Source organism: Streptomyces diversicolor (assembly GCF_057537855.1).
Map to the genome: position 1 here is coordinate 14,334 of NZ_BAAJXA010000063.1, position 24,714 is coordinate 39,047.

Annotated in this window: 22 protein-coding genes and 1 pseudogene; 10 read left to right on the top strand and 13 right to left on the bottom strand. The window is 69.4% G+C overall.

Annotated features, from left to right (window positions below):
* Window positions 1-327 precede the first annotated feature (327 nt).
* The 5 genes from AC27LF_RS41955 to AC27LF_RS41975 all read right to left on the bottom strand — a co-directional run bounded on the left by AC27LF_RS41955 (window position 328) and on the right by AC27LF_RS41975 (window position 5,235).
* Complete coding sequence (locus AC27LF_RS41955) at window positions 328-1,170, bottom strand: ABC transporter ATP-binding protein (RefSeq protein WP_479664518.1); 843 nt, start codon at window positions 1,168-1,170, stop codon at window positions 328-330.
* 5 nt (window positions 1,171-1,175) lie between these two features.
* Window positions 1,176-1,913, bottom strand: a complete 738-nt coding sequence (locus tag AC27LF_RS41960) for an iron chelate uptake ABC transporter family permease subunit (protein WP_479664517.1) — start codon at window positions 1,911-1,913, stop codon at window positions 1,176-1,178.
* Between the two features lie 219 nt (window positions 1,914-2,132).
* The gene (locus AC27LF_RS41965) at window positions 2,133-2,675 is read right to left on the bottom strand and encodes a copper chaperone PCu(A)C (RefSeq protein ID WP_479664516.1); all 543 of its coding nucleotides are present in this window, start codon (window positions 2,673-2,675) and stop codon (window positions 2,133-2,135) included.
* Window positions 2,672-4,978 carry a heavy metal translocating P-type ATPase gene (locus AC27LF_RS41970; RefSeq protein WP_479664515.1) on the bottom strand — a complete coding sequence of 769 codons (2,307 nt, stop codon included), beginning with the start codon at window positions 4,976-4,978 and terminating at the stop codon, window positions 2,672-2,674. Before AC27LF_RS41970 ends, AC27LF_RS41965 begins: the two co-directional genes overlap by 4 nt.
* Window positions 4,978-5,235, bottom strand: a complete 258-nt coding sequence (locus tag AC27LF_RS41975; RefSeq protein WP_479664514.1) for a hypothetical protein — start codon at window positions 5,233-5,235, stop codon at window positions 4,978-4,980. The genes AC27LF_RS41970 and AC27LF_RS41975 overlap by 1 nt, the downstream gene beginning before the upstream one ends.
* A 649-nt stretch (window positions 5,236-5,884) precedes the next feature.
* Between AC27LF_RS41975 and AC27LF_RS41980 the strand changes: the two genes are divergently transcribed.
* The gene (locus AC27LF_RS41980; RefSeq protein WP_479664529.1) at window positions 5,885-6,016 is read left to right on the top strand and encodes a hypothetical protein; all 132 of its coding nucleotides are present in this window, start codon (window positions 5,885-5,887) and stop codon (window positions 6,014-6,016) included.
* 162 nt (window positions 6,017-6,178) lie between these two features.
* On the opposite strand, the pseudogene AC27LF_RS41985 reads toward AC27LF_RS41980, so the two are convergent.
* Window positions 6,179-6,742 (bottom strand): annotated as a pseudogene (locus AC27LF_RS41985) (response regulator); the annotation flags it as partial.
* Between AC27LF_RS41985 and AC27LF_RS41990 the strand changes: the two are divergent.
* Complete coding sequence (locus AC27LF_RS41990; RefSeq protein WP_479664513.1) at window positions 6,741-7,445, top strand: TetR/AcrR family transcriptional regulator; 705 nt, start codon at window positions 6,741-6,743, stop codon at window positions 7,443-7,445. The pseudogene AC27LF_RS41985 and the gene AC27LF_RS41990 overlap by 2 nt on opposite strands.
* Window positions 7,446-7,487: 42 nt before the next feature.
* On the opposite strand, the gene AC27LF_RS41995 is transcribed toward AC27LF_RS41990, so the two are convergent.
* Window positions 7,488-9,218 (bottom strand): ABC transporter ATP-binding protein, encoded by a 1,731-nt coding sequence (locus tag AC27LF_RS41995; RefSeq protein ID WP_479664512.1) that lies wholly within the window; start codon window positions 9,216-9,218, stop codon window positions 7,488-7,490.
* Window positions 9,215-11,041 (bottom strand): ABC transporter ATP-binding protein, encoded by a 1,827-nt coding sequence (locus AC27LF_RS42000; RefSeq protein ID WP_479664511.1) that lies wholly within the window; start codon window positions 11,039-11,041, stop codon window positions 9,215-9,217. The genes AC27LF_RS41995 and AC27LF_RS42000 overlap by 4 nt, the downstream gene beginning before the upstream one ends.
* 272 nt (window positions 11,042-11,313) lie before the next feature.
* On the opposite strand from AC27LF_RS42000, the gene AC27LF_RS42005 reads away from it, so the two are divergent.
* Genes AC27LF_RS42005 through AC27LF_RS42020 form a run of 4 tightly spaced genes read left to right on the top strand, consistent with a single transcriptional unit; the run spans window position 11,314 to window position 15,864 of the window.
* A complete protein-coding gene (locus AC27LF_RS42005; protein WP_479664510.1) occupies window positions 11,314-12,819 on the top strand; it encodes an MFS transporter in 1,506 nt (501 codons plus the stop codon).
* A complete protein-coding gene (locus AC27LF_RS42010; RefSeq protein WP_487231296.1) occupies window positions 12,812-13,996 on the top strand; it encodes a FecCD family ABC transporter permease in 1,185 nt (394 codons plus the stop codon). Before AC27LF_RS42005 ends, AC27LF_RS42010 begins: the two co-directional genes overlap by 8 nt.
* Window positions 13,997-13,999: 3 nt before the next feature.
* The gene (locus AC27LF_RS42015) at window positions 14,000-14,854 is read left to right on the top strand and encodes an ABC transporter ATP-binding protein (RefSeq protein ID WP_479664508.1); all 855 of its coding nucleotides are present in this window, start codon (window positions 14,000-14,002) and stop codon (window positions 14,852-14,854) included.
* Window positions 14,851-15,864, top strand: coding sequence for an ABC transporter substrate-binding protein (locus tag AC27LF_RS42020; protein ID WP_479664507.1), 1,014 nt, complete (start codon window positions 14,851-14,853; stop codon window positions 15,862-15,864). The genes AC27LF_RS42015 and AC27LF_RS42020 overlap by 4 nt, the downstream gene beginning before the upstream one ends.
* A gap of 176 nt (window positions 15,865-16,040) precedes the next feature.
* Here AC27LF_RS42020 and AC27LF_RS42025 read toward each other — a convergent pair whose 3' ends face one another.
* Both AC27LF_RS42025 and AC27LF_RS42030 read right to left on the bottom strand, forming a co-directional pair.
* The gene (locus AC27LF_RS42025) at window positions 16,041-16,520 is read right to left on the bottom strand and encodes a transposase (protein ID WP_479664506.1); all 480 of its coding nucleotides are present in this window, start codon (window positions 16,518-16,520) and stop codon (window positions 16,041-16,043) included.
* Between the two features lie 925 nt (window positions 16,521-17,445).
* Window positions 17,446-18,255 carry an AfsR/SARP family transcriptional regulator gene (locus tag AC27LF_RS42030; RefSeq protein WP_479664505.1) on the bottom strand — a complete coding sequence of 270 codons (810 nt, stop codon included), beginning with the start codon at window positions 18,253-18,255 and terminating at the stop codon, window positions 17,446-17,448.
* Between the two features lie 261 nt (window positions 18,256-18,516).
* Here AC27LF_RS42030 and AC27LF_RS42035 point away from each other — a divergent pair, with 261 nt between their 5' ends.
* Window positions 18,517-18,984, top strand: a complete 468-nt coding sequence (locus tag AC27LF_RS42035) for a hypothetical protein (protein ID WP_479664504.1) — start codon at window positions 18,517-18,519, stop codon at window positions 18,982-18,984.
* A gap of 57 nt (window positions 18,985-19,041) precedes the next feature.
* Here AC27LF_RS42035 and AC27LF_RS42040 read toward each other — a convergent pair whose 3' ends face one another.
* Together AC27LF_RS42040 and AC27LF_RS42045 are read right to left on the bottom strand one after the other, a co-directional pair.
* Window positions 19,042-19,347, bottom strand: a complete 306-nt coding sequence (locus AC27LF_RS42040; RefSeq protein WP_479664503.1) for a hypothetical protein — start codon at window positions 19,345-19,347, stop codon at window positions 19,042-19,044.
* Window positions 19,348-19,636: 289 nt separating this feature from the next.
* Window positions 19,637-20,395 (bottom strand): PDZ domain-containing protein, encoded by a 759-nt coding sequence (locus AC27LF_RS42045; protein ID WP_479664502.1) that lies wholly within the window; start codon window positions 20,393-20,395, stop codon window positions 19,637-19,639.
* 2,090 nt (window positions 20,396-22,485) lie between these two features.
* Between AC27LF_RS42045 and AC27LF_RS42050 the strand changes: the two genes are divergently transcribed.
* Genes AC27LF_RS42050 through AC27LF_RS42060 form a run of 3 tightly spaced genes read left to right on the top strand, consistent with a single transcriptional unit; the run spans window position 22,486 to window position 23,410 of the window.
* Window positions 22,486-22,749: a hypothetical protein gene (locus AC27LF_RS42050; RefSeq protein WP_479664501.1), complete on the top strand. Its 264-nt coding sequence runs from the start codon at window positions 22,486-22,488 to the stop codon at window positions 22,747-22,749.
* A gap of 9 nt (window positions 22,750-22,758) precedes the next feature.
* Window positions 22,759-23,148 carry a GNAT family N-acetyltransferase gene (locus AC27LF_RS42055; RefSeq protein ID WP_479664500.1) on the top strand — a complete coding sequence of 130 codons (390 nt, stop codon included), beginning with the start codon at window positions 22,759-22,761 and terminating at the stop codon, window positions 23,146-23,148.
* A 34-nt stretch (window positions 23,149-23,182) separates the two neighbouring features.
* Complete coding sequence (locus AC27LF_RS42060; protein WP_327360233.1) at window positions 23,183-23,410, top strand: hypothetical protein; 228 nt, start codon at window positions 23,183-23,185, stop codon at window positions 23,408-23,410.
* Window positions 23,411-23,967: 557 nt separating this feature from the next.
* Here the strand turns inward: AC27LF_RS42060 and AC27LF_RS42065 are convergent.
* On the bottom strand, window positions 23,968-24,228 hold the full coding sequence (locus tag AC27LF_RS42065; RefSeq protein ID WP_479664499.1) for a hypothetical protein: 261 nt from the start codon (window positions 24,226-24,228) through the stop codon (window positions 23,968-23,970).
* Window positions 24,229-24,714: the final 486 nt, after the last annotated feature.

The following is a 24,714-nucleotide window of genomic DNA, read 5'->3' on the forward strand; positions in this document are numbered from 1 at the left end:
GATCGTCCTGGCCAGTGCGGACGGTGCGTCAAGCACTCGGGATCGTGCCGACGACGGTCAAGGAGGCGGCGAACCCGGGCCGGTACTCGCGGTTGGCGGGTCGTCGGGAAAGCCGCCGTCCGGCCACCGGACCACCAGCGCCCGTCCGCCGCAATCGGTGCGCGCGAGCAGGCGGCGGGCACGCCGAAGCGGCGCGAACAGCGTGACGGCGAGCGCTGTTCCGAGCCGGTGGGCCGCCGTCTCTCCCCGCCACAGCCACGGCCCGCACACGACGGCGGCCAGTAGATGGGCCAGGACCATCCTGCCTGACCAGGCGTCGGCGGACGGTCAGCGGACGGCGCTCTCGGCGGCCCTGCCCTCCCCGTCCGCCGTGGTGTCGTCGCCGGCCGTCCCGTCGCCGGCGAGCGGCCGGGCTCCGTAGGTGACGCGGATGACACCGTCGGCGTGTCGCTCGGTGCTCGCCCGGACGCCGAAGACGTCCCGGAGGACCTCCGGTGTCAGCACCTCCAGCACCGGTCCTGCGGTGGCCACAACCCCCTGGTGCAGGACGACCAGGTGGTCGCAGAGCCGGGCGGCGAGGTCGAGATCGTGCAGGACGGCGAGGGTGGTGACGCCGGTGGCGCGGATCAGGTCCAGCAGCTCGAACCGGGCCCGGATGTCGAGGTGGTTGGTGACCTCGTCCAGGACCAGCAGCTGCGGGCGCTGCGCCAACGCGCGTGCCAGCAGGACGCGTTGGCGTTCGCCGCCGGACAGGGAGGCGTAGTCGCGCTCCGCGAAGGGCCGTACGCCGCAGTGGTCGACGGCCTCCTGCACGGCCCGGTGGTCCTCGGCTCCGTCGCGGCCGAGCAGACCATGATGGGGGGTGCGGCCGAGGGCGACGATCTCGGTGACGGTCAGACCGGTGGTGTTGCCGCCCGCGTCCTGGAGGACGGCCGCGGTGCGGCGTGCGGCGGCCCGGGGGGACAGGGCCCAGACGTCGTCGTCCCCGACCCGGACCACCCCGTCCGCCGGGCGCAGGGAACGGTACACGGTGCGCAGCAGGGTGGACTTGCCGCTCCCGTTGGGCCCGACGAGGCCGACGATGTCGCCCTTGCGGGCCTCAAGGCCCACGTCGCGCAGGATCGGGGTGCGGTCCAGGGTGACGTGGAGTCCGTCGACGGTGAGTTTCATTCGGTTCAGTCCAAGCCCTTGTTGCGGCGCAGCAGCCACAGGAAGAAGGGGGCGCCGAGCAGGGCCGTGAGGATGCCCAGCGGCAGTTCGTTGGGGCGGTCGAGAGTGCGGGAGAGCAGGTCGACGAGGACCAGGTAGACGGCGCCCAGCAGGGCGGTCAGCGGCAGGAGTCGGCGGTGGTCGGCGCCGATGGTCAGCCGTACCAGGTGCGGGATCATCAGGCCGGACGGGCGGCTGAGCGGTGTGGGCAGGGCCAGCAGCAGCCGCAGGGGCGCCACCAGCCGGGCCGCCGCCGCCCGCAGGACGCGGAAGACGGCTCGCTCGCCGTGGGCCAGCCACAGCCCGCACAGGACCGCGGCCAGCAGATGGGCGGCGAACATACCGATCGAGGCCGTACCACCCATGCCGGCCATGTCGTGGGCGTGGTTGAGGCCGCTCATGCCGTGCGTCGCGTGCGTGGTGCACTCCCATGTCCATGCCATGCATCCCATGTCCATGGAGCCCATCGAGCCCATGTCCATCGAGTGCGCGCCCGCGGAAGTGCCGGCGTGAGGGACGGCAGCCGGCTCGGACGCGAGCGTCTGCGCCAGGGAGAAGGTCTCGTGGAGCACCGCCTGCGCGGCGGTCACGACCGCGACGATCAGTGTCCGGCCGCGCTCCCGCCCGGCCAGCAGCCAGCCGGCCCCACCGGTCCCGGCCGCACCCGCGGCCATGGCCCACCAGGGCACAGGGGGTCCCGACATCGTGGCGTGACCGAGGGCGGCGAGGAGCACTCAGACGGCGGCGAACACACCGGCCCGCGTCGTGCGGCACCACCCTCGGACAGTCATAGCCCGCTCACCCTCGCACCCTGCGTTCGAACGTCGTCAGAGGGTACGTACGGGCTCCCCCCTCGACTCACCGACACCGGGGGGACACAACTCACATCAGGCAGGCGGGAACTCGGGGACAGCGACGGACGACTACTGCAACGGCACGGTCCCCGGCCTCACCACCACGGCCAGGGACTTCACCGGCCCGCTGCGCCGGAACTCCAGGGTGAACGAGACGAGGTCGCCCGACCGCCACCCTTCCGAAGGCACGGGCACGGTCAGGTCCACCCCGCTCGGCGACATGGCGAGGGTGTCGCCCGCGGCGACGGAGACGGAGTCGATCTCGGAGCGGTAGGCCGCCTTCCCCTGCCGCATACGGTGCCGGGAGAGCGTCACCTCGCCGGAGGCATCACGTGCCGTGATCCTGACCAGCGTGTCGGCCGAGCCGCCCGTGTTGGCTATGTGGAAGAACGCCGCCGTCTCCGGGACTCCGGCGGACGGCAGCAGCACCTTCCCCTCGGTGACCTGGACGCGCGCCGGGCTGCCCGCCCGCCCTGTGCCGACCCAGGCGGTCAGACCCGCCAGCGCCACACTGCACGCGGCGACGGGCACCAGGGCGACGAGCGCGCTGTCCCGCAGCCGCCGTCGGTCGAGATTCCTCAGCGAGGACACCCGCTCCGTGATCCGCCTCACCGGACACCGGCCTTCACACCGGCCTTCGCGCCCCGCGCCCCGCCGTGGCTCCGGGCCCGGGCGGGAGAGGGCTGCCAGCCCCGCAGCCGCAGGCTGTTGGCGACCACCAGCACGGAACTCAAGGACATGGCGGCAGCTGCGAACATCGGATCGAGCAGACCGACCATGGCGAGCGGCACGGTGACGACGTTGTAGCCGAAGGCCCACGCCAGGTTGGCCCGGATCGTGCCCAGCGTGCGCCGGGCGAGCCGGACCGCGTCGACGAGCGCCTCGATGTCTCCGCGCGCGAGGGTCAGGTCGGCCGCGCCGATCGCCACGTCGGTGCCGCTGCCCATGGCGATGCCCAGGTCGGCGGCGGCGAGCGCGGCAGCGTCGTTCACGCCGTCGCCGACCACCGCGACCCGGTAGCCATCCTCCTTCAGCTCCCGTACCAGGGCGGCCTTGTCCTCGGGGGTGCAGCGGGCGTGCACTTCGTCGATGCCGAGCGCGCCGGCGACGGCCTCGGCGGGTGCCGTGCGGTCGCCGGTGGCCAGCACCGGGCGGATACCGAGCCGCCGCAGTCGTTCCACGGCCCGGTAACTGCCGGGGCGCACCAGGTCGCCGACGGCGATGAGCGCCTTGGCCCGGCCGTCGACCTTCACCAGGACCGGTGTGTGCGCGGCGTCCTCCGCGGCGGCCAGCGCCTTGGCCAGCGCGCGCTGCAGCGTGCCGTCGGGCGCGCCCACCTCGACCATACGGCCGTCCACACGGCCGCTGACCCCGTGTCCCGGGACCGCTGCGAAGTCCGTCACGTCCGGCAGCGGTTCGTCAGCGTCTTTGCGGCGCGCGTACGCGGTGACCGCCCGCCCGATCGGATGCTCGGAGCCCTGCTCCACGGCCCCCGCCAGCCGCACCACCTCCGCCTCGCCGAGCGCGCCCGGCAGCGCGGTGACGCGGGCCACGGTCATGTGGCCGGTGGTCAGGGTGCCGGTCTTGTCCAGGACGACGGTGTCCACGTGCTGAAGGGCCTCCAGTGTCTGCGGCCCGCTCACCAGCACGCCCAGCTGGGCCCCACGCCCGGTGGCGGCCATCAGGGCGGTCGGCGTCGCGAGGCCCAGCGCGCAGGGACAGGCCACCACGAGTACGGCCACACAGGCGGTGAGCGCCGCCTGCGGATCGGCTCCGGCGCCGAGCCAGAACCCGAGGACGGTCACCGCGATCGCCATCACGACGGGTACGAACACTCCGGCGACCGCGTCGGCCAGCCGCTGCGCCCGTGCCTTGCCGGCCTGCGCCTCCGTGACCAGGCGGGTGATCCTGGCCAGCTGGGTGTCCGCGCCGACCGCCGTGGCCTCGACGAGCAGCAGCCCGCCGGCATTGACGACCCCGCCGATCAGCGCCGAGCCGGGAGAGACCTCGATGGGTTCGCTCTCGCCGGTGACCAGGGACAGGTCCACCGCCGAACTGCCCTGCGTGACCCGTCCGTCGGTGGCTGCGCGCTCCCCCGGGCGCACCACGAAGATCTGGCCCACCCGCAGCTGCTCGATGGGCACCGACCGCTCGCCGTTCCCGTCCCGTACGGACACCTTCTTGGCCGCCAGCTCGGCCAGCGACCGTAGCGCCGCCCCGGTCCCGCGCCGGGCCCGCGCCTCCAGAAAACGTCCGGTCAGCACGAACAACGGCACGCTCACCGCGGCTTCGAGATACAGGTGCGCCATGCCCTCCGACGCGGAGGGCACCAGAGTGAACGACATCCGCATCCCCGGCGCGCCCGCCCCGCCCAGGAACAACGCGTACACCGACCAGGCGAACGACGCCGCGACGCCGAGCGAGACCAGGGTGTCCATGGTGGCCGTGGAGTGCCGCAGTCCCCGTAGCGCCCGGATGTGGAAGGGCCAGGCGCTCCACACCGCGGCCGGGGCGGCCAGCACGAAGCACAGCCACTGCCAGTTGCGGAACTGGAGCGCCGGCACCATCGACAGCACCAGGACCGGCACCGCCAACAACCCGGTGACCAGCAGCCGTTCCCGCTCGCGACGTTCGTCGTCGGCCCCCGCCGGGTCCGCGCCCTCGGGGGCCTCGTCGTTCTCGGGCACTGGAAGAGCCGCCTGGTACCCGGCCTGCTCGACCGCGCTGACGAGGTCCCCGGGCGCGACAGCGGCCGGGTGACTGACCCGCGCGAGGCCCGTGGCCAGGTTGACCGTGGCCGTGACGCCCTCCATCTTGGCGAGCTTCTTCTCCACCCGCCGGACACAGGCCGCACAGGTCATCCCGCCCACGGTGATGTCCGTGACCACGAGGCTCGCCGTCGGTTCGCCCGCCATCACTCACCGCTCCCGTGACTCATGCCCGGCATGTCGTCCAATCCGCCGTCACCGCTGTCGCCATCGCCGCCACCACTGCCTCCGGTTCCCCCGCTGCCGTGGATGCCGGGCGCCACCGGGCCCGCCGCCGATCCGGCGGCATAGGACACCGAGAACACCAGGACGAGCAGGAGCAGGAAGCCGCAGAGCGCGGGAGGGGGCAGCAGTCTGCGGAGGGTCCCGCCGGCGGGGCGGGGTGACAGCGGAATATCGGCCATGCCCGGCCTTTCCTGGTCGCATCGAACCGTCTTGCAGAGATGGCAGTTGTATCCGTACCGCTCCAGTAGTCGAGCCGAAAGGGCGGCGAGTTCCGACATCTGATCATGACTTGCATCACACACGTACCGGTGTGCGCGTCCGCCCGAGCCCTCGGCACCACATCAGCCCCGGCACGCCGGCGAACACACCGCGGACTCCGAGTCCAGGAGCCGACAGACCGCGCACCGCGGCATCCCGGGGGACATCGGGGCCGCGTCAGGAAACCGCTCCCGGTCATCGAGCGGTGACACATAGCACCGGGTGAAAGGCATGGCCCGTCGTGGCCGCGGTGCCGAATCCGGCCTCCACCGCAACGGTTTCGGGACCGCGGAGCGTCTCGGTCAGCAGCCGGGCGCGACCTCCGCCTGGGCACGTTCCACGTACGCCCTCGCGGACATGCCGATCTGCTCCGGGAACAGGCGGGAGCCGGATCCGCGGCCGGCCGCGGGCGGGGCACCAGGACGTGGGGCCGCACCCGGCCTCGCCGGCATCCCTGTTCAGCGGCGCGAGCGCGGCCCTGGACTGCCGTTCGCGTTCGCAGTGCCCGGAGTGTGCGGCCTGCTGCCGGTGTGCTTCGCGCCGTCGCGGCCGGCGACCGGTCAGGCAGCCGTGACCCGCGCGTCCTGGCGCGTGTCGGCCAACCGACAGCTCGCGCCGACCTGCACGGTGTCCTTCCTCGCCTGCCTCGGCGCGGTCGGCCTCACCGTCGAACGCGCGGCGCGGCACGGCGCGAGGACCTGACTGGCCGTTCTCTGTCCGTTCGCGTGGTCGGTCCGACGCGAACGAGGCGCTGGATCGGTCCTCTCGGTTGCTCGCGGTCGTCGAGTCCGGCGGGAAGCAAGAGGCCCCGTTGGCGCAGGCGTACGCACCCGAACCCTGTGCCGACCAGATCACTGCGGCGGGTGCGGCATGCTCCGAAAACGCGATGACGGGCACAGACGACCAGCACCGCAGGCCGGTGATGACGTCGGTGCCGTCGGCGTCCGGCAGGTCGAGGTCGACGATGACCGTGTCCGGCGGCTTGCCGGAGGCTAGGAGCAGGGCGCTGGTTCTGTCCGACGCGGTGACGACGGCGTAGCTCTGCGCGGTGAGACTGACGGCCAGGGCGCGCAACAGCTGTGGCGCGTGGTCGACGACCAGCACGTGTCGCGTCATCTCCGTCCCTCTCCCTGCGCCGGACGGCGCCCTCGCGTCGGGAGTCACATAGCCTGGTCGGGCGAGGGGGAGCTCGCGGGACCGGACCGCGTGACGCAGGGTGCGCGGTGCCTGTTCATCGTGGCTGCACCGCGGCGAGATCGTGGTTGAGCCGGACGACGTTGACGCCTTCCCGCCCCAGGAAACCCCGATAGACCTTGCTGTATCGCCTGGCCTTTGCGTTGGCTCCAGCAAGTCTCGCCGGATTCGAACGACGTCATCCTCGTGCGCTTGCTCGCCTGTGATCGTTGTATCCGGGAGAATAGGAGTCATGGCGATACTCAATGCCGATGAGCCCACCGATTCCGCCCCGCAGCGTCGTCGGCCTCGGCGCGATGCTGTAGAGAACCGCGCGCGCCTGTTGGCTGCCGCTCGTGAGGTGTTCGTCGAGCGTGGTTTGAAGGTCACGCTGGATGAGATCGCCCGTCATGCCGGGGTCGGGGTGGCCACGATGTATCGCAATTTTCCCTCGAAACCCGATCTGATCGATGCGGTGTATCGCGGTCGTGCGGAGCAGTTGGACCGGATCGTGGATGAGGCTCTGGCGCAGGAGGACTCCTGGGACGGGGTCGTGCTGTACGTGGAGCGGATGAACGCCTTCCTCGACGCTGATCGCGGGCTCCGGGCGATGGTGATGACCACACCCGAGGGCGCGGAGACCTGGGCAGAGGGGCGGGTGCAGAGATCGTCGCGGGTGGAACGGCTGATCGCCCGAGCGAAGGAGGACGGGCACCTTCGGCAGGACGCGGAGCTCTCCGACCTCTTCCTTGTCGATGTGATGATCGACGCGGTGCGCGATTACACCGCGAACGTGGACGCCGACCAGTGGCGTCGTTGCCTTGCCCTGGTATTGGAGGGTCTGCGGTCCCGGCCGAAACAACTGCCGCTTCCTGGAGGGTCCATGTCACAGGCCGGCGTCGCGGCCGCGATGCGTGACGTGGGTCAGCGCCGTGCCGTCGGCCGGCCTCCCCGCTGAGCCGCCGCCCCCGGTCCGCCGAGGCCGCGCGGGACGTGTTCCTCATGCCGGGGCGTCGAGGTGCCATTCGGTGGCGGCGGCGCGTGTGTTCCAGAACTGGGCGTAGCGGCCACCGCAGGCGAGTAGTTCGTCGTGGATTCCGTCCTCGACGACGTGCCCGTCGTCCAGGAACAGGATGCGGTCGGCGTGGCGAATGGTGTCGAGCTTGTGGGCGATCACGAGCACGGTCCTGTCACGGGTCAGCGTCGTGATGGCCTCCTGGACGGCGTTCTCGTTCTCGGGGTCGAGGGCGGAGGTGGCTTCGTCGAGCAGGATGATCGGAGCGTTTTTGAGCAGGGCACGGGCGACGGAGACGCGTTGACGCTCGCCGCCGGACAGGAGTAGACCGCCCTCTCCGACATGGGTCTGCCATCCGTGGGGGGTGCGGGCGATGATGTCGTCCAGGCGGGCCGCCGTCGCCGCTGCGCGCAGTTCGGATTCTGTGGCGTCGGGTTTGCCGAGGCGGACATTGTCCTCAATGGTGCCGTCGAAGAGGTAGACGTCCTGGAAGACGATCGCGATGCGTGACATCAGATCGGGGGTGGCGATGTCGCGTACGTCGGTGCCGCCGACGCGCACGGCCCCGGAGTCGACATCCCAGAAGCGGGCGACGAGGCGGGTGAGGGTCGTCTTGCCACTCCCGGACGGGCCGACGAGTGCGGTGATCGTGCCTTCGGACAGCCGGACAGTCACGTCGGTCAGGACGGGGCGGTCGTCGTAGCCGAAGCCGACGTGATCGAACTCGACACTATTGCCGGCCGGAGTGATCGGACGGGTCGGTTCTGGAAGGGGCTTGGCGTCGAGGACACCGGCGATGCGGTTCAGCGAGCCCCGGTTGCGCTGGACGGTGGAGGCCAGCCCCACGGCCTCGGCCAGCGATTCGATGAAGCGTGCGAGGAGCACCAGCAGGGGAAGGGCGGCGACGGCGGTGGTCCAGTCGCCGAGGACGAGCGCGGTGGCGGCGGCGAGGATGAGAGTGAACGCGGTCTGCAGAGCGAGCGCGAAGCCGACGCGTCCTGGCGTGGCAGCGCGCAGAACCTGCGCCGAGGCATCGTGCTTGCTGGTGAGGGCTTCGTCGACGAGCCGGTTGGAGGCGCCGCCGGCGCTGTGGGCGCGCAGGACGGGCTGCAACGAGGCGTACTCGATGATCCGGCCGGCCGCTTCGGCTTGGGCTGCGGCTTGGATCGTGTCGGCGGTCTCGGACAGGCGGCTCGCCCAGCGGAACACGACGAGTAGGGCTGGGGCGGTGATCGCGGTGACCAGAGCGAGCCGCCAGTCGAAGAACACCAGCGTGACCACGATGGTCGCCGGGGTGAGCAGGCCGGTGAGCAGCGGACGGATCAGGTGTGCGGCGATGCCCATGATGTTCACGACGCCTTGGCTCAGGAGGGTGCTGAGCTGGCCGATACGCTCGGCGGTGAACCAGCCCAGCGGCAGGCCGGCGAGGTGGTCGCCGATGCGGGTGTGCAGCGCGTAGGAGAGGACCGAGCTGGAGCGCAATGCCGAACGCAGGCTCAGCCAATAGACGGCGGCATAGAGCACTGATGCGGCGATGAAGACCCACACCCACGGCCACACGGTGTCAGGGTGCGGGCCGAGCAGCGCCCTCAGGACCGGGACAGCCAGGGCGAACAGGATGCCTTGGCAGATCGCATGGCCGCATTGCCAGACCACCATGCGCTGCAGCGCCTGGCGGCTGTGCGGGTCGAGGATGCGCAGGAGCTGACGGATCATCGGGTTTCCTCGTCGATCGCGGAGACAGCGGTATGGGCAGTGGGGTGGCACGGCTCGCTATGGCTGGTCTGTGCCGTCCAGAGCCGGTGGTAGTGGCCGCCGTGGGCCAGCAGTTGCTCGTGCGTTCCCTGCTCGACAATGCGGCCGCCGTCGAGCACGACGATGCGATCGGCGGTCGCGATGCTGCGCAGCCGGTGGGCGATGACAAGCACGGTCTTGCCGCGGGTGAGGCGACTCAATGCGCGCTGGATCTCGTGCTCGGATTCGGGGTCGGCGAAGCTCGCGGCCTCGTCGAGGACGATGATGGGCCGGTCGGCCAGGATGGCCCGGGCGATCGCGACCCGCTGGGCTTCACCGCCGGACAACACGGCGTCCTCTCCGATGACCGAGTCGTACCCGCGAGGGAGTGCGAGGATACGGTCGTGGATCTGTGCGCTCTGGGCTGCCGCGACAACCTGATCGTCGTCGGCGTCCGGCCGAGCCAGGCGGATGTTCTCCCGGAGCGTGTCTCGCAGCAGACGGACCTCTTGGAACACGAATCCGACGTGCCCATACAGCTCCTCGTCGGGGATCGCGGTCACGTCTGCTCCGCCGACGCGGATCGTGCCGCTGGTCGGGTCGAAGAAGCGGGGAACGAGCCGGGCGAGGCTGGTCTTGCCCGCGCCAGACGGCCCGACCAGCGCGGTCACCGTTCCGGGCCGGAGTGTGAGGGTGACGTCGGTCAGCACCGGATGTTCGTCCTCATAGGCAAAGTCGAGACGGTCGATCTCGACGGTTCCCCCCGCCGGGGTCTGGGTCGGTTCGGCCACGTGGACGGCTGGGGTCGACAGCAAAGCCTTGATGCGGGTGGCGGCGAGGTTTCCGGCACGCAGGTCCTGCTCGGCGTAGCTGAGCGCGAGCACCGGGGCGGATAGTCCCGCTCCGAGCACGGCGAACGCGAGAACGTCTGCGCCGGACATCGAGCCGCCGGTGACGAACAGGCTGCCGAACACGAGGATGACCAGCAGCATCACCCCCGGCGAGAGGATGAGCTCGGCCAGTGAGCGGGGCGCGACCAGTCGGCTGATGAACCCGTTCCACCCGGTGGCGAAGCGGCCGGCGGTGTCGGCGAAACGCCGGTAGGACTTCTGGGACTGGCCGAAGGTTTTCACCACGGCGACGCCGGCGACGTACTCGACGGCGGTCTGGTTGATCTCTTGCATGATCGGCAACATGCCCTCGAAGCCGCGCTGGAACTGCCTGCCGACCCGGCGGAACAAGACGATGCCGACTGCCAGCGGGACGAGAACGATCAACGCGAGCCGCCAGTCGACGAAGAACAGGTAGGCCAGCGAGATCACCGGCGCGACGATCGCGGAGGTCAGCTCCAGCGCCGAGTGCGCCACGAGATGGTGCAGCGCGTCCACGTCGTCGCCCACGGCCTGCTTCACCGCGCCGGAGGAGCGTGCGCCGAACCAGCCCAGCGGGATGCGTCCCAGACGCTTGATCAGCGCACGCCGGATATTCAGTTGGAGGTCGTTCTCGGCGTAGTGGCTGATCGTGTTGGCCAGCACGGCAAACAGCAGCCTGACGATCACCGCCGCCGCCGCGATGCCCACGGCTACCCACGCATCAGCCGGATCGGGGTGAGACGCGAGAAGGGTACGCCCGAGCTCGACGACAGCGATCAGCGGGACGACGCCGGCCGTGGCGGCGAACGCCTGGATCGAGATCGCGCCCGCGAGTTGGAACCTGATCGGCCCGATCAGCGACGGCGGAGCACCGTGACCGGTGACGGCCGTGCCGCGATCGGGGTGCATCTCGTGCGGCGATGTGGTTGTCATCGGTCGTCTCTCGTCCTGTTGATGTGGTCCGGTCGCAAGGTTGTCGATCACGGCCGGCAGCCCGCCTCGGCCGAGGATGCGGCCAACGCACCCTTTGGGCATGGGTTGCGCACTGCCATGACCGGGCCTCGGTGGCGTGCGTATGACACACTCCACAACCATAGCGGAGATATTCTCTCCGCTATAGTATCGAGAACGATAACCATTTCCTCCTGCTGGAGCAGCCCTCGTTCGGCGCCTCATCGGAGGTCGGAAGAAGGGCAGGGTGCTTCATGGAGCGCAGATGGTGGACGCTGATAGCAGTCTGCGCGGCGACATTCATGCTGTTGCTCGACGTCAGCATCGTCGTGGTCGCGCTGCCCACCATCCAGAGCGACCTGCACACCAGCTTCACCGACATCCAGTGGGTGGTCGACGCCTACGCGCTCACTCTCGCCGCGGCACTGCTCACCAGCGGGTCGTTGGCCGACCGCTGCGGCCGACGTCGCCTGTTCACCGCCGGATTGGTGATCTTCACTGCCGGCTCCGCGTTGTGCGGCGCCGCGCAGGACCCGGCCATACTCATCCTGTCCCGCGCGATACAGGGTGTCGGTGGGTCGATCCTGTTCGCCACCTCTCTTGCGCTGCTCGCCCAGGCATTCCACGGCGCCGAACGCGGCGTCGCGTTCGGAGTGTGGGGCGCCATCACCGGCGCCGCCACCGGACTCGGCCCGCTCCTGGGCGGCGTACTCACCAGCGGTGTGAGCTGGCGCACCATCTTCTGGGTCAACCTGCCCATCGGCATCGCGGCGCTGGCGATCACTCGCTGGAAGGTCCACGAGTCCCGCGCTACGGACGCCACCACGCCGGACTGGGCCGGATTCGCAGCCCTCACCGCCGGACTCGTCTCGCTCGTCTACGGACTGATCCGTGCCGGACAGCACTCCTGGTCAGAGGTCGGAGTGATCACCTGCCTGTGCCTCGCCACGGGGCTGATTGCCGCATTCCTGGTCATCGAGGCGCGAGCACCCCACCCTCTGCTCGACCTACGCCTGTTCCGCGTCCCCACCTTCACCGGTGGACTGATCGCCGCGTTCACGATGAACGGCTCCCTGTTCGCGATGTTCCTCTACCTGGTCATCTACCTTCAGGACGTCCTCGGGTACAGCGCGCTGGACACTGGCGTGCGGCTGTTGCTCGTCTCCGGTATCAGCCTCGTCGTCTCCGCCGCCGCCGGCCGGATGAGCCAATCCCTACCCGCGCGGTGGCTGATCGGTCCCGGACTGCTCCTGGTCGGCGTTGGGCTGTTGCTGATGTCCGGTCTGGACGCCCACAGCGGCTGGACCCACCTGATCCCCGGCTTCATCCTCGCGGGCATCGGCAGCGGCCTCGTCAACCCGCCCCTGGCCTCCACAGCCGTCGGCGTTGTCCCGCCCGTCCAAGCCGGCATGGCGTCCGGCGCCAACTCCACCCTGCGCCAGATCGGCGTTGCCGTCGGCATCGCCGTCTACGGCACCACCTTCACCAGCCGGCTCCACGCCGGACTCACCCACCACCTCGCCGGATCGCCCGACCTCGCCCATCGGACGTCAGCGATCAGCTCCGCCGTCACCCAGGGGGAGACGGACCGGCTCTTCGCCACACTGCCCGTCGCGACCCGCAGCGAGTTGACCCAAGCGATCCGCACCGCCTTCGCCAGCGGACTGAACGACCTGCTCTTCATCAGTGGCGGCCTCGCCCTCACCGGAGGCGTCCTCGGCGTCCTCCTGATCCGCACCAAGGACTTCCACCGTGGCTGACGTGTCCTCTGCCCACAAGCGCGAACTGAACCCGTCCGAGCCGGTGGCGTCCAAACCCGCCGGATCGAGCAGCCCGACAGACTCCACCGCAGCATTCGAGAACAGCGACGTCTCAGCGCCAACGGACGACGACGGCGCGTTCGACTCTGGCCGCCGACGCATGCTGATCTGGACCAGTGTCCTCGTCGCGCTGCTCGTGGCCAGCCTGGTCACTGTCGGGATCGGTTCGGTGACCGTTTCGCCGTCGACCACGCTGAAGATACTCGGCCACCACCTTCTTGGCAGCCCCGACCAAGTGACATGGAGCCATCCCCAAGACGTCATCGTGACCGACGTCCGGCTGCCCAGAGTGCTGCTGGGGATGCTCGTCGGAGCCGGCCTCGGGGTCGCCGGCACCGCCCTGCAGGCAATGACACGCAACATCCTGGCCGAGCCATATCTGCTCGGTGTGGTAGGCGGCGCCTCGGCCGGCGCGGCACTCACCATTCTGTTCGGCGTCGGCGTCGGCGTGGGCGGCAGCGAACTCACCGGCAGTGCGTTCGCCGGAGCCCTCATCGCCATGACCCTCGTTCTGCTGATCGGACGCAGCGGCGGCCAGGTGACCTCCACCCGTCTTCTGCTGGCCGGCGTAGCGGTGGGTTATGTGCTCAACGCCGTGACCAGCTTCATGATCTTCGCGGCCCACAGCGCCGAAGGAGCACAGGACGTGCTGTTCTGGCTCCTCGGCTCGCTGGGACTCGCGGACTGGTCCGCCGTGCGGATGTGCGGGCTGATCGTGCTGGGGGCCTTCATCGTCCTGCTGGGCTGGTCCCGGAGACTGGATGCACTGGCTATCGGGGACGAGACCGCACGGTCTCTCGGCCTGTCGCCGACACGGGTCAGGGCCGAGCTGCTGATCGTCGTCGCGTTGTGCGTCGCCTCGGTGGTCGCCGTCTCCGGCGGCATCGCCTTCGTGGGTCTGGTCGTCCCTCACGTCGCCCGGCTGTGCGTCGGCGGCGTGCACCGCCGAGTCCTCGTCGTATCGGCCCTCATGGGAGCCGTCTTCCTCGTGTGGGCCGACGCGCTGGCCCGCAGCATCCTCGCCCCGGCCGACGTGCCCATCGGCATCATCACAGCCGTCGTCGGAGCGCCGATGCTGTTCATCCTGATCCGGCGATTCCACACCTACGAGAGCTGAGGCATGATGCTTGAAGCCTCCGGCGTGTCGTTCTCCTACGGCGCCCATCGGGTCCTCACCGAGGCCGGTCTGCTGGCGCGGGCCGGAGAGGTCGTGGGGGTTGTCGGCCCCAACGGGTCCGGCAAGTCGACTCTCCTGCGCACGCTGTACGGCGCCCTCAAGCCCACGGCAGGGTTGATCCAGATCGACCACGCGCCGGTCGAGTCGATCCCACCCGCAGCCCGCGCACGCCGGATCGGGGTCGTCGCCCAGGAATCGCCCTCCGGGATCCCCCTGACCGTGGCCGACATGGTGCTGCTGGGCCGCTCACCGCACCGAACGGCGTTCGAACGGTACACCCCTGCTGACCGCGCCCTCGCTGTCCAGGCCATGCGTCGAGTCGGCGTCGAGAGCCTGGCTCGACGCAGCTACGAACAGCTCTCCGGTGGCGAGAAGCAACGGGTCCTCATAGCGCGAGCGCTCGCCCAGGACACCGACCATCTGCTCCTCGACGAACCGACCAACCACCTCGACATCCGGCACCAACACGCCGTCCTTCACTGCGTCCGAGACCTCGGTATCACGACGGTCGTGGTACTTCACGACCTCAATCTCGCGGCACGCCACTGCGACCGTATCGTGCTCCTCCAGCACGGAGAGGTCGTCGCCATGGGGGCGCCTGATCAGGTGCTCACCCCTGAACTGCTCAAGTCGGTCTACGGGGTGCACGTACGTCGCCTGGAGGAGCCGGACTGCGTGCAGTTCATCTTCAGCCTGGAGACCCCGCCGCTCTCCCCCCGGAACGCAGTTGAACCCCACTCCCCTCACCCGACGACGACGCAACCGCACCACGGTCAAGAAGGAACCACCTCAAAATGAAACGTCTGAAGTCCGCACTGATCGTCGCAACCTGCCTGACCGTCGCAGCACCACTCGCCGCATGCGGGTCCCACGATTCATCGGATACGACAAAAACGAGCACGGCGGCGTCGGACTCGGCCGCCACCGACAAGAGCGGCTTTCCGTTCAGCTTCACCGAGTGCGGCAAGAACTACACCTTCGATCACGCGCCCAAGATCCTCGTCGACACCCCACAGGCAGCCGCCCTCGTTGCTGCCGCCGGAGGAAACCAGACCGGCCACATAGTCGCCTACACCCAAGGCGGAGACGAACCGCTGGGCGCCGCGAAGTCCACCATGGGCGACGTACCCCAGATGTCGAAGACCTCACCGCCCTCCAAAGAGGTCATCCTCTCTGCCGACCCCGACCTGGTGATCAGCCACTACCTCGCGCCCCAACTCGTCAGCCAGCTCTCCGACCGGGGCATCCAGTCCATGATCGTCAACAATGGCTGCGAGACCTATCCCAGCCGGCACAACAACCGCACCGGCTACGACGCCAACTACAGCGACATCGCCCTGCTCGGTCGACTGCTCGGTACCAGCGAATACGCCACCGAATCCGTGTCCGCCATGAAGAATTCCATCGCCGGCATCGAAGAAAAGGCACAGGCCCTGCCCGAGCACAGCGTCGGCATGCTCACTCCGTACGCCGGCGACCTCTACGCTTTCGGCTCCACGAGCATCGAGCACACCGAACTCGAATCGCTCAATATGGCCAACGTTTTCTCCGGACTTCACGGCAACTTCGTCCCGCTCAGCGGGGAGAAACTGGTGGACCTGAACCCCTGGACCATCGTGGTCGCCTACTCCCCCGGTTTCGGCACCTCCGAGGCGCAGGCCAAGGACGCGTTGAAGCGGTTGCCTGGAGCCGACCAACTGGATGCCGTCAAGAACAACCGAGTGATCGTCATCGATGATATCTATCTCGCCACACTCACGTCGGACGGCCTGAAGATGCTGTACACCGAACTCAGCAAGCTCGACTGACAGTGGTGACGCCGCTGGTGGGTCTGACCCTCCGACTGACTGACGTCTCGACTGTCCTGTTTGCGATGTGCCGGCCCGCCAGGCGTCACCACGCACGCGGCCGGACGGGCGCTTGTGACCTCATAGCGCCTCTGTGTGTCAAGAGGCTTGAGCAAGGTGGTTCCGTTGATCTCGTTTCATGATCCGGTAGACCACGTTGGAGAGCCGTCGTTTGAGGGCTCAGCGGGCTTCGGCGGGTGTCTTCCTTCGGCGATCTTGCGCAGGTAGTAGTCCTGCCCGCGGCCGCCGTCACGGATCTGGCAGACGGCGATGATGTGCAGGACCGAGTTCAGCGCGCGGTTGCCGCCGGTGTTGAGCCGGTGGCGCACGTTGTTGCCGCTGGAGGCGTCCAGCGGTGCGCTGCCGGTGTAGCTGGCGAAGTGGTGCTCGGTGGGGAAGCGGGTGACGGCGCCGACGTGGCCGATGACCTTGGCGGCCAGCACGGTGCCCAGGCCCGGCAGGGTGGTCAGCGTGGTGCGGGTCGCTGCGAGGGCGTCGCGCATCTCGGCCTCGTTGTCCTTGACCTGGCGGTCCAGGCGTCGCAGGTCGGCCAGCAGGTCGCGGGCTGTGTCCCGGCGGCACGAGTCCGTGGCGGTCGTGGGGCGGATGGCCTTCATGACGGCGGCGGCCTTGTCGGCGGACAGGTCGGTGGGGGCACCGCCGGGCAGCAGGTCGCGCAGGACGGCGTGGAGCCGGTTGAGGACGCGAGTGCGTTCATGGACCAGGTCGTCGTGCCGCTCGGTCAGCAGCCGCAGGATCGTGGATTGATCCTCCGCGGTGACCCCGCGCAGACCGGTGCGGAAGAGCGCCCCGGGCCACGTGAAGAACGTCTGCGGGGTCGGTCTTCCGGTCCCCGCCGGTGGTCAGGAGGCGAACTCTGGCCCACAAGGTGGAAGACACGTCGACAACACCTCGCCCGCGGCGACCAGTTGCTGAGCGGGAGACCGGCCGAGACCGCCGGCGTCTTCGCCCTCGAACCGGCGCCCCGGCCGCTGCGCGCACCAGTGCAGAAGCCGACCGAAGGCACAGGAGTCGACGACGAACCGCCGCCGACCGATCATGTGGCCTGCTCCATCGACGGCAACTGCCGTGTGCGAGGACATGCGGGGACCGATCCCAATGATGATCACCAAGCATCCTTACCTGGCGGCTGACGGGCACAAATGTGCCGTGGGCACTCTGACTTGAAGCAGCAGTCACACACATTCATGCCTCTGCCGAGCCACACCGCGCGGGTACCGGACGGCGGCGGCACGCTCATCATGAACCAGCCCGAGTCCGTGCCGACCGGCACCCGGGACGCTACGGCTGCACTCCGAGCACCTGCGGTCGATTCAACAAGTCAGACACTCCCCTCCTCGGCCTCGCCTGATCACAACTGGACGTCACACGACTATGCCGAACCCCTGCCGCCGCGGTGCAGTTGACCAGGGCTTGGAGTCCGGTCGAGAGGGTCTCCAAGTCGGCCACGGCGAGTGGTCTTGTGCGGAATCTGTTCTTTGACTTGCGGTCCATCGCCGACAGGTCGCTGTTCGCCTCGCCTCACGCCCCGTGTATGTAGGTATTACGGCTCGTGAGGTGGCGTTGTGCGTCCTTGGCGATCTGACCTAGGTCGTCGTGCAGCAGTGCCCGGTGCAGCGCGCGCAGTTCGGGCCCAGGCTCGGCGCCGAGACTGTCGGCCAGTCGCCGCCGGACGGCGGAGTAACGGTCGAGGGCTTCCGCGCCGCGCCCGGTCGTCGATAGGGCTCGCATGAGCAGCGTTTCGAGCGGCTCGACCAGCGGGTACTCGTTGACGAGGTCGGCCAGGGCTGTGACCACCTCGGCGGGGTGGCCGAGGTGGAGTTTGAGCTGCGCCCACTGCACCACCGCGTCCAGCCGCCGGCGGCCCAGGCTGTCCCGGACCTGTGCCGCCCACTCACCGGGCAGGCCGGCCAGGGGCGTCCCCCGCCACATCCCCAGGGCTTCGCTGAGGGCGGCGGCACGGGTCGCCTCGTCCTGCCGCCGACCGCCGAGGTCGACCAGGCGCCGGAACCGGTGCAAGTCCACGAGTTCGGGGTCAAGGCCGAGTACGTAGCCGGCGTGTCGTCGTTCGAGCGGCACCACCTCTCCCCCGTTGCGGTCGGCGGCCTGTCGGAGCAGGCGGCGGATGCGGCTCAGGTACGAGTACAGCACTGCGCGGGGGTCGGTGGGCGGTGCGTCGTCCCAGATCCGTGCGACTAGGGTCTGGATCGCGACGGGTCTTCGCACGTCGACGATGAGCGCGGCCAGGACCGCCTGTTGGCGAGGCGTGCCCAAATCGAGCAGACGGCCCGCGGACCACCCTTCCATTTCGCCCAGTAATCGGAATTCCACGTGTCCTCCTGGAGTGGTACGACCGGTTGCGGAAGCGCGCAGATTTCCCATGCTGGCTGCTCCTCAAGGTCGCCACAAGGTCGGTGCATGGAAGCGATGTCATGGTGAGGTCGCTTTCCGCCGAGCGGCCCGACGGGAAATGGCCATGAGGGGAAAGCGGCGCGCTTTCATGCCCGCAGGTACGGCAGGCGGGGCGCCGATCGGGGTCGGCGGGAGGCGCCGGCCGGCAAGCACGACATCGAGATGTTCTGGAGGTCCTTCATGGCATCACCACTCGATCGCCGAGGTCTGCTGCGCGGCAGCCTGCTCTCCGCAGGGGTGGCGGCTCCGCTGGTGCTGCTCGGCGGTGTGGGCACGGCGGAGGCGTCGTCGCAGGCAGGCGACGCACCGGGCGCGGACGTCAAGTCCGCCCGCAACGGCGGTCCGGCGGCCGTAGTCGCCGGTGACGGGGAGGTCGCCCCGCTCGCCACGTTGACCGGTGTGCAGTTCACCGGGACGCTCCAGGCGTTGACGAGCGGGCGGTGGTTCACCTTTAACTGGCCTGCCAGTTGGCACGTCATCTGGTACGCCGTGTCGACGAGCCCGGCGCCCGGGGTGATCCAGGTCGATTCGAGCTGGGCGGTCGAGCGCTCGTCGGTCGACTACATCACCTACTGGGTCACCATCAGGAACCTGAGCAACGCTGCGGTCAACATCGAGGGCCGGTACTCGGTTCTCAACCAGGGCTGATCCGCGTCGGGTGATCCTCCAGGGCTTCGGCGTGGTCGTGTGACGTCCGGTTTGTGATCACGCAAGGCCGAGGAGGACCAGCGGGCGTCGTGGGTCCCGGGCGTTGCGGCGGAAACCAGCCGCGATGTTGGTGGTGCCGGCCAGCTTGAGGACGCCGATGGCCAGGTTGCGCCAGGTCGCCATCGTGCGCGGCGCGTTCCCCGTCGGGAGGTGGGAGGCGTCCTCGGCGAAGGTCGTGGCGCGGACGTGGTGCAGGGCCTCCACCTTCCAGTGGCCGCGGATCGGCTTGGCCAGTTGGGCCGCGGTCGCCTGCTGGGCGGTCAGCCCGCCTGCGCGTCGGCCGCACCTACTGTCCTCTGACAAGTGATCTTGACCGTTTGACAGGTGAGTTTGACCTGGACGGGGCTGGGTCGTTGGGCTGGGGATGGAGCTGGCGGGTCGCGTCGAAGTGCTGTCGATGGCGGCGTGCGATGTGCGGGACGGGGTGGTGGCAGACAGGCAGACGGGTGGTCGTCGTCGGCGGCCTCGGACGACGCTGGCGACGCTCGACGCCCTGGTCGCCGCTCGCCCGGCTGTGCGTCTCTCAGGGGGCGGTCTGGCCCGTTCCCGGGCGGAAACGGGCCAGGCCGTGTGGGGTGTGTCGCTGGTGAGGTTAGGGCTCCGGGTCCAGGGGGATCTGCAGGGTGACGAGCGTGCCGCCACGATTGACGGTCACGGGGTAAGTGGCGCCGGACCGCTTGCCGCTCAGGACGTTGTCGAGGTCGTTGACGGTGGGCGTGAGGACTCCGTCGACCTCGATGATGCGGTCACCGGGCAGCAGGCCCGCGGCTTCGGTATTGCTGCCCGGGTCGACGGAGAGTACGCGCACGCCGCCGCCGGAGGGGGTGGTGTTGCGGAGGTTGGCCGCGATGATGCCCTGGACGCCGGGGGTGATCTGCACGGTGAGCGGCTGCGTCACTCCGTCCACGGTGAAGGTGCCACTGAAGGTTCCCCCGGCCAGGGGAGCGTCGATGTCCGCGACGACGTGGACGGTCCACGGCCGGATGAAGTCATAGAAACCAGCGGTGAGTTGGGCCGAGGCGGACTTGCCGTCAGGCGCGATACTCACCGGGCACCCCATTCCGCTGCACCGCAGGTCCAGTCCGACGATGCGGGTGTAGGGCGGCGCCTGGATGGTGATGGTGCTGGGCCCGGGGTGCCGCTGCCCGTCCGGCGGGTAGCTGATGGTCTCGGCGGGCCCGCCGGCGTCCAGGGTGGGGACGTTCTGCTGCGGTGGCAGGGATTTGAGTTGGCCCGGGGCGGATACCGCCGCCGACGCGGTGAACGCGCCGGCAGGCGCAACCGCTGCGGCCGTGAGCATTGCAGTGCCCAGAGCAACAACGCTGCATACCTGGGCGAATCTACGGATCATCAGGAACCCTTCACGATCGACGACGACGCAACCGTCCCAGCCACGCCGCAGGCATCGGCAAATGAACACGCTCACATCACCCGACAGGCCCATCCACACGGAGCAGCAGCCCGGCCCTGCGACCGGCTTCGGAGGGCCGACACGCCGTTCCAGAATTCTGGAACTACCGCGACATGCGAGCGGCGGAGCAGCTGTGGTGGGACGCCCAGGAAGGCCGGGGCGGGGAGGTCGCGGACCTCTTCGCCGCGTTGCCGCCCAAGGCCATGATCGAGGCGGTGGGCCGGCGTCACGTGGGCGAGCGGCGGCGGCTGGTGCTGGAGTCCCTGACCCGGCGGCACATGGCCTCTGGGCAAACGGCCTCGACCGTTTGCCAGGTGAGTTTGACCGCCTCGCCACCTCGGGCTCGGGTCCAGCAGGATCAGCCGGTCCCGCTCCATCCACGACTCGTAGCCCACGTGGCCGGCCACCGTCGCCGCGAAGTGCCGGCCCGCGAAGCCCTGACCGCCCTTCTCCCAGCGGAACCCGCGCATCGGGTCAGCGCTCTCGAACCCCCGGTTCCGCCCGGCGTCGCCGTAAGCCGGCGCGGCAACCCCCATCACTTCCCCCACCACCGACCAAGATCAAGTGACAGAAGCTCATTGGTCGTCAAGACGACTTGGCAAACGGCCAAGAACTCATGCCAGAGTTCACTACACCCAGCAGCGCGCCCACCCTCGCTTCTGGCCGCCGCGCTACGACCGGCGCCTGGCAGTGTGCACGGGCAAGGACGGCTGCCCGGGGTGCGCGGCGGGCGACCGGCCGTCGATGTACTTCACCGCGGACGTCGTGGCAATGTTCATCAAGCACTACGGCAGCCTCTCCGAGGGCGACCGCCAGTTGTGGCGGTCGACCGTGCACGGCTGGCTCCTGTACCCCGTCCCGCCGCCCCTACCCCGCGGACGCCTACCGCACGTACGAAGTCGAGATCACCGAAGCGTGCGTACGGCGGGCCCTGACCGACGAAGAACACGCCCAGGCTTGCCGCTGGCCGCGAACGCGTCGTACAGCCGCGCCTTCATCCCTCTTCGTGTTCTCCGGCGCGGACGATCACCTCATACCGCTCGTCGGCGAAGGGCTCGGCAACAGCGCCTACCTGCTCGACTTCGGCGACGGACGCGCTCTGGGCGGTCGACGCAAGCCGCGACCTGCGCGCCCTGCACGCAGCAGCCGAACGGCGCGGTCTCACGGTCGCGTACGCGGCCGACACACATCTGCACGCCGACTTCCTCTCCGGTGCGGTCCAGCTGGGCCCCGACACCGGCGCGACCGTGCTCGTCTCCGCCGCCGGCCGCCGCGCTTTCGCCCACCGGGGCCTCGCGGACGGCGACGAGGTCGACCCGGGCGGGCTGACCCTGCGGGGCCCTGGCCAACCCCGGGCCCACCGACGAGCATCTGTCCTTCCTGCTGATGGACGGCAGCCGGGAGCTCGGGGTGTTCACCGGAGGGTCGCTGATCGTGAACTCCGCGGCCCGCACCGACCTCCTCGGCCCGGCACGAACCGAGGAACTCCCCCAGGCTCAGTACCGGTCCCCCCAGCGTCTGGCCGCACTGCCGGACGAGACGGCGGTGTGGCCCACCCACGGCGCCGGGCCCTTCTGCTACGCACCGAGCGCACCACCATCATCGGCGCCCAGAGGCAGGCCAACACGCTGCTCGACGCACCCGACGAGGACCCCTTCGTATCCCAGCTGATCGCGAGCCTGGGTACATACCCCGCGCACTTCGAGCGGCTGGCCCAGATCAACCGGCACGGCCCGGCGGTGCTGACGACGGATCCCGTGCTGTCCACGTTATCCGCTCAACAGGTGCGAGCTCTGATAGCCGACGGCGGTCACGTCGTCGATGTGCGCCGCCGGACCCATCCCCTACAAGATCGGCTACGAGTGCCTCGTCGGCCGCCTCGCAGGCGGGATGACGGCCTGGCTCGCCGACGGCAACCCTCAGTCCACCACCGCGTTCGTCGTCGCAGACCGCGCCGCGGGCCGCCCCTACTTCAGGGATTTTTACGCAGGCCGGAGCGAGTCCGTACGGCGGTCTGCCAGGATGGGGGCATGGCGCGAGAGACATCGACGTACGACGGACGGCTTCGGGATCTTGAGGCGGAGGCATTCCGTACCGGCCGCACGCTGGCCGAGCACGGTGAGAAGCTCCAGCAGATCGGCGAGCAGCAGGTAACGGCCTTCGGGAACATCGACTCCCTCGCCAACGCCATCGGCGCCCCCGGGGACCGCACGATCACGCAGCGCCTGGACACCATCGAGCGCGTCCTGTTCGCCCTGGCGCGGGCTCAGGGGATCAACCCCGACGAGGCGTAGGGCCTGAGCGTGCCTGACCGGCGGGCCGTTACGTCGTGGGCCGATGGCCTGGCCGAGGAGATACGGACCAGCTACCCGAGCGTGCGGCTTGAACTCGGACTCGATCGCGGTCCGTGTCTCGTGCTGTTTTGGATCGTCCTCCCGGAGAGCGAGCGAGGGAACGGGATCGGCACGCGCGTCATGGAACGCATCACCGCCGCGGTCGACCTGCACGGTGTGCCGGTGGCGCTCAGCCCGAGCGGCAATTTCGGCGGGAACCCAGATCGGCTGCACGCGTTCTACCGACGCTTCGGCTTCATCACCAACGCCAGCCGCGGCGAGATCGCCGCGATTGGTCACTTTGGGGTGATGGGGGCAGGATCCAGGGTCCGGCCCGGAGTAGATATGTTCCTCCGGTAGCGCGATCGAAGCGCTTCGGGAGCGGAGAGTGCCGGTGGACGTCGTCGCGATCATGGAAGCACTGGCTGAACAGGGCGTAACGGTGCTGTTCAAGGCCGACGCCGAGCGGATGGCAGAGAGGCGCAAGCCTTGGACCTTCGTCGCCAGTGGCGCCCCGTTGCGCGAGGACGTCCTTGTGCGAACCGACGCCGCGTCGGTGGAGCAATGCCTCGCAGCCTGCTTGCCCCGCCTGCGTGAGCTGGGCTTTTCGTTCCCTGAGTGAGAGAGCGTCGTCGTAGTTCACCGTGTGTGGTCGCCGGGCGCGTATCGGCTCCAGGTTCCGCCAGCTTCGGTGACCAAGCGAGTGGTGGTCTTGTCATGATAGCCCAGGGCCTTGGCGATGACGGGGGCTGGGGCTTGGAGGACGAGGTGACGGATCGATGAGGTCCGGGCCCGCTGGAGGGGAACACCGAGTCCGCGTAGTCCGTCCCGCAGGGTGCCCGGGTGCATCGGCTGGTTCGCCCGGCGGCCGGGGAAGAGCCAGCGGCAATTCGCGTTCACTGCGGCCGTTCTGCCGGGCAGGGCAGCGATGTAGTCCAGCAGCGTCGCGACGGGTTCCGGGACCGGCGAGGGTGCGTCGCCGAGCCGCAGTAAGGGCGTGCAGATCTTTGACCTCGATTCGTCAGCGTGTTTCGGTCGCGGTGCAGCTGTTCGCCCGTAATGTCCTCTGCTGTTGGAGGACGGGCCGTCGCGTGACGCCGCGGGGCGCGCCGGGTTCCACGGGCCTGGAGGTTGCGGGTTCTCCTCCTTCCTGGTCCTGGTTGGGGCGTGAGCCGGTCGTCAGGTGGCGACTGGAAGTTGGGTGAGGCTGTTCCAGCTGGTGGTGAACGCCGCTGCCCAGGGCCAGGTCCGCTCGATGCGTGGACAGCGGTGGCGGGCGTGGCGGGCCAGGCGGGCGGGCAGGTGGTAGAGGCGCAGGCGCATCGTGTCCGGCTCGGCGTCTTCGGGGTCGTCCTGGTCGTGCAGGGTGAGCAGTCGCAGCAGGTGTCGAGGTCTGCGGCAAGGTTCGCGGCGAGCATCCAGCCTGTGTTGATCTGCCACGACTGTGAGGGCAGGTTCGCCTGTCCCATGGCCTTGTCGGTGCGGACGCGGTCTTCGACCTCGGCGTGGTCGCGGTGCAGGGCGTCGGGGACCTGGATCTGGTGGGAGCCGGCGATGCGTAGTCCAGTGTCTGCCCGTGACACGTAGTCACACAGGGCAAGGGACACTGGTAAAGATCCCCACCGGCCCTCCATATGACGATCGGACGATCCAGCCGAGTGAGTGACCGGCTACCGGAACAACATGGCTGTGCACGATCTGCGGGGCCGCGCAGGAGCTGACCCCGATGCTGCGTGGCTTCGACCACATCGCCCGGCGAATCCTGGCTCCGGCCGCCGCACCGCCAGCGGCACGGCGCGGCAGTGGTGCCACGGCGTCATCTCGTTCGGGCTGGTCAGTGTCCCGATCGCGGTCCTGAGCGCCACCGAGGACCACAGCGTCTGATTCCGGCAGACCCACACCGCCGACCGCGGCCGGGTCCGCAAC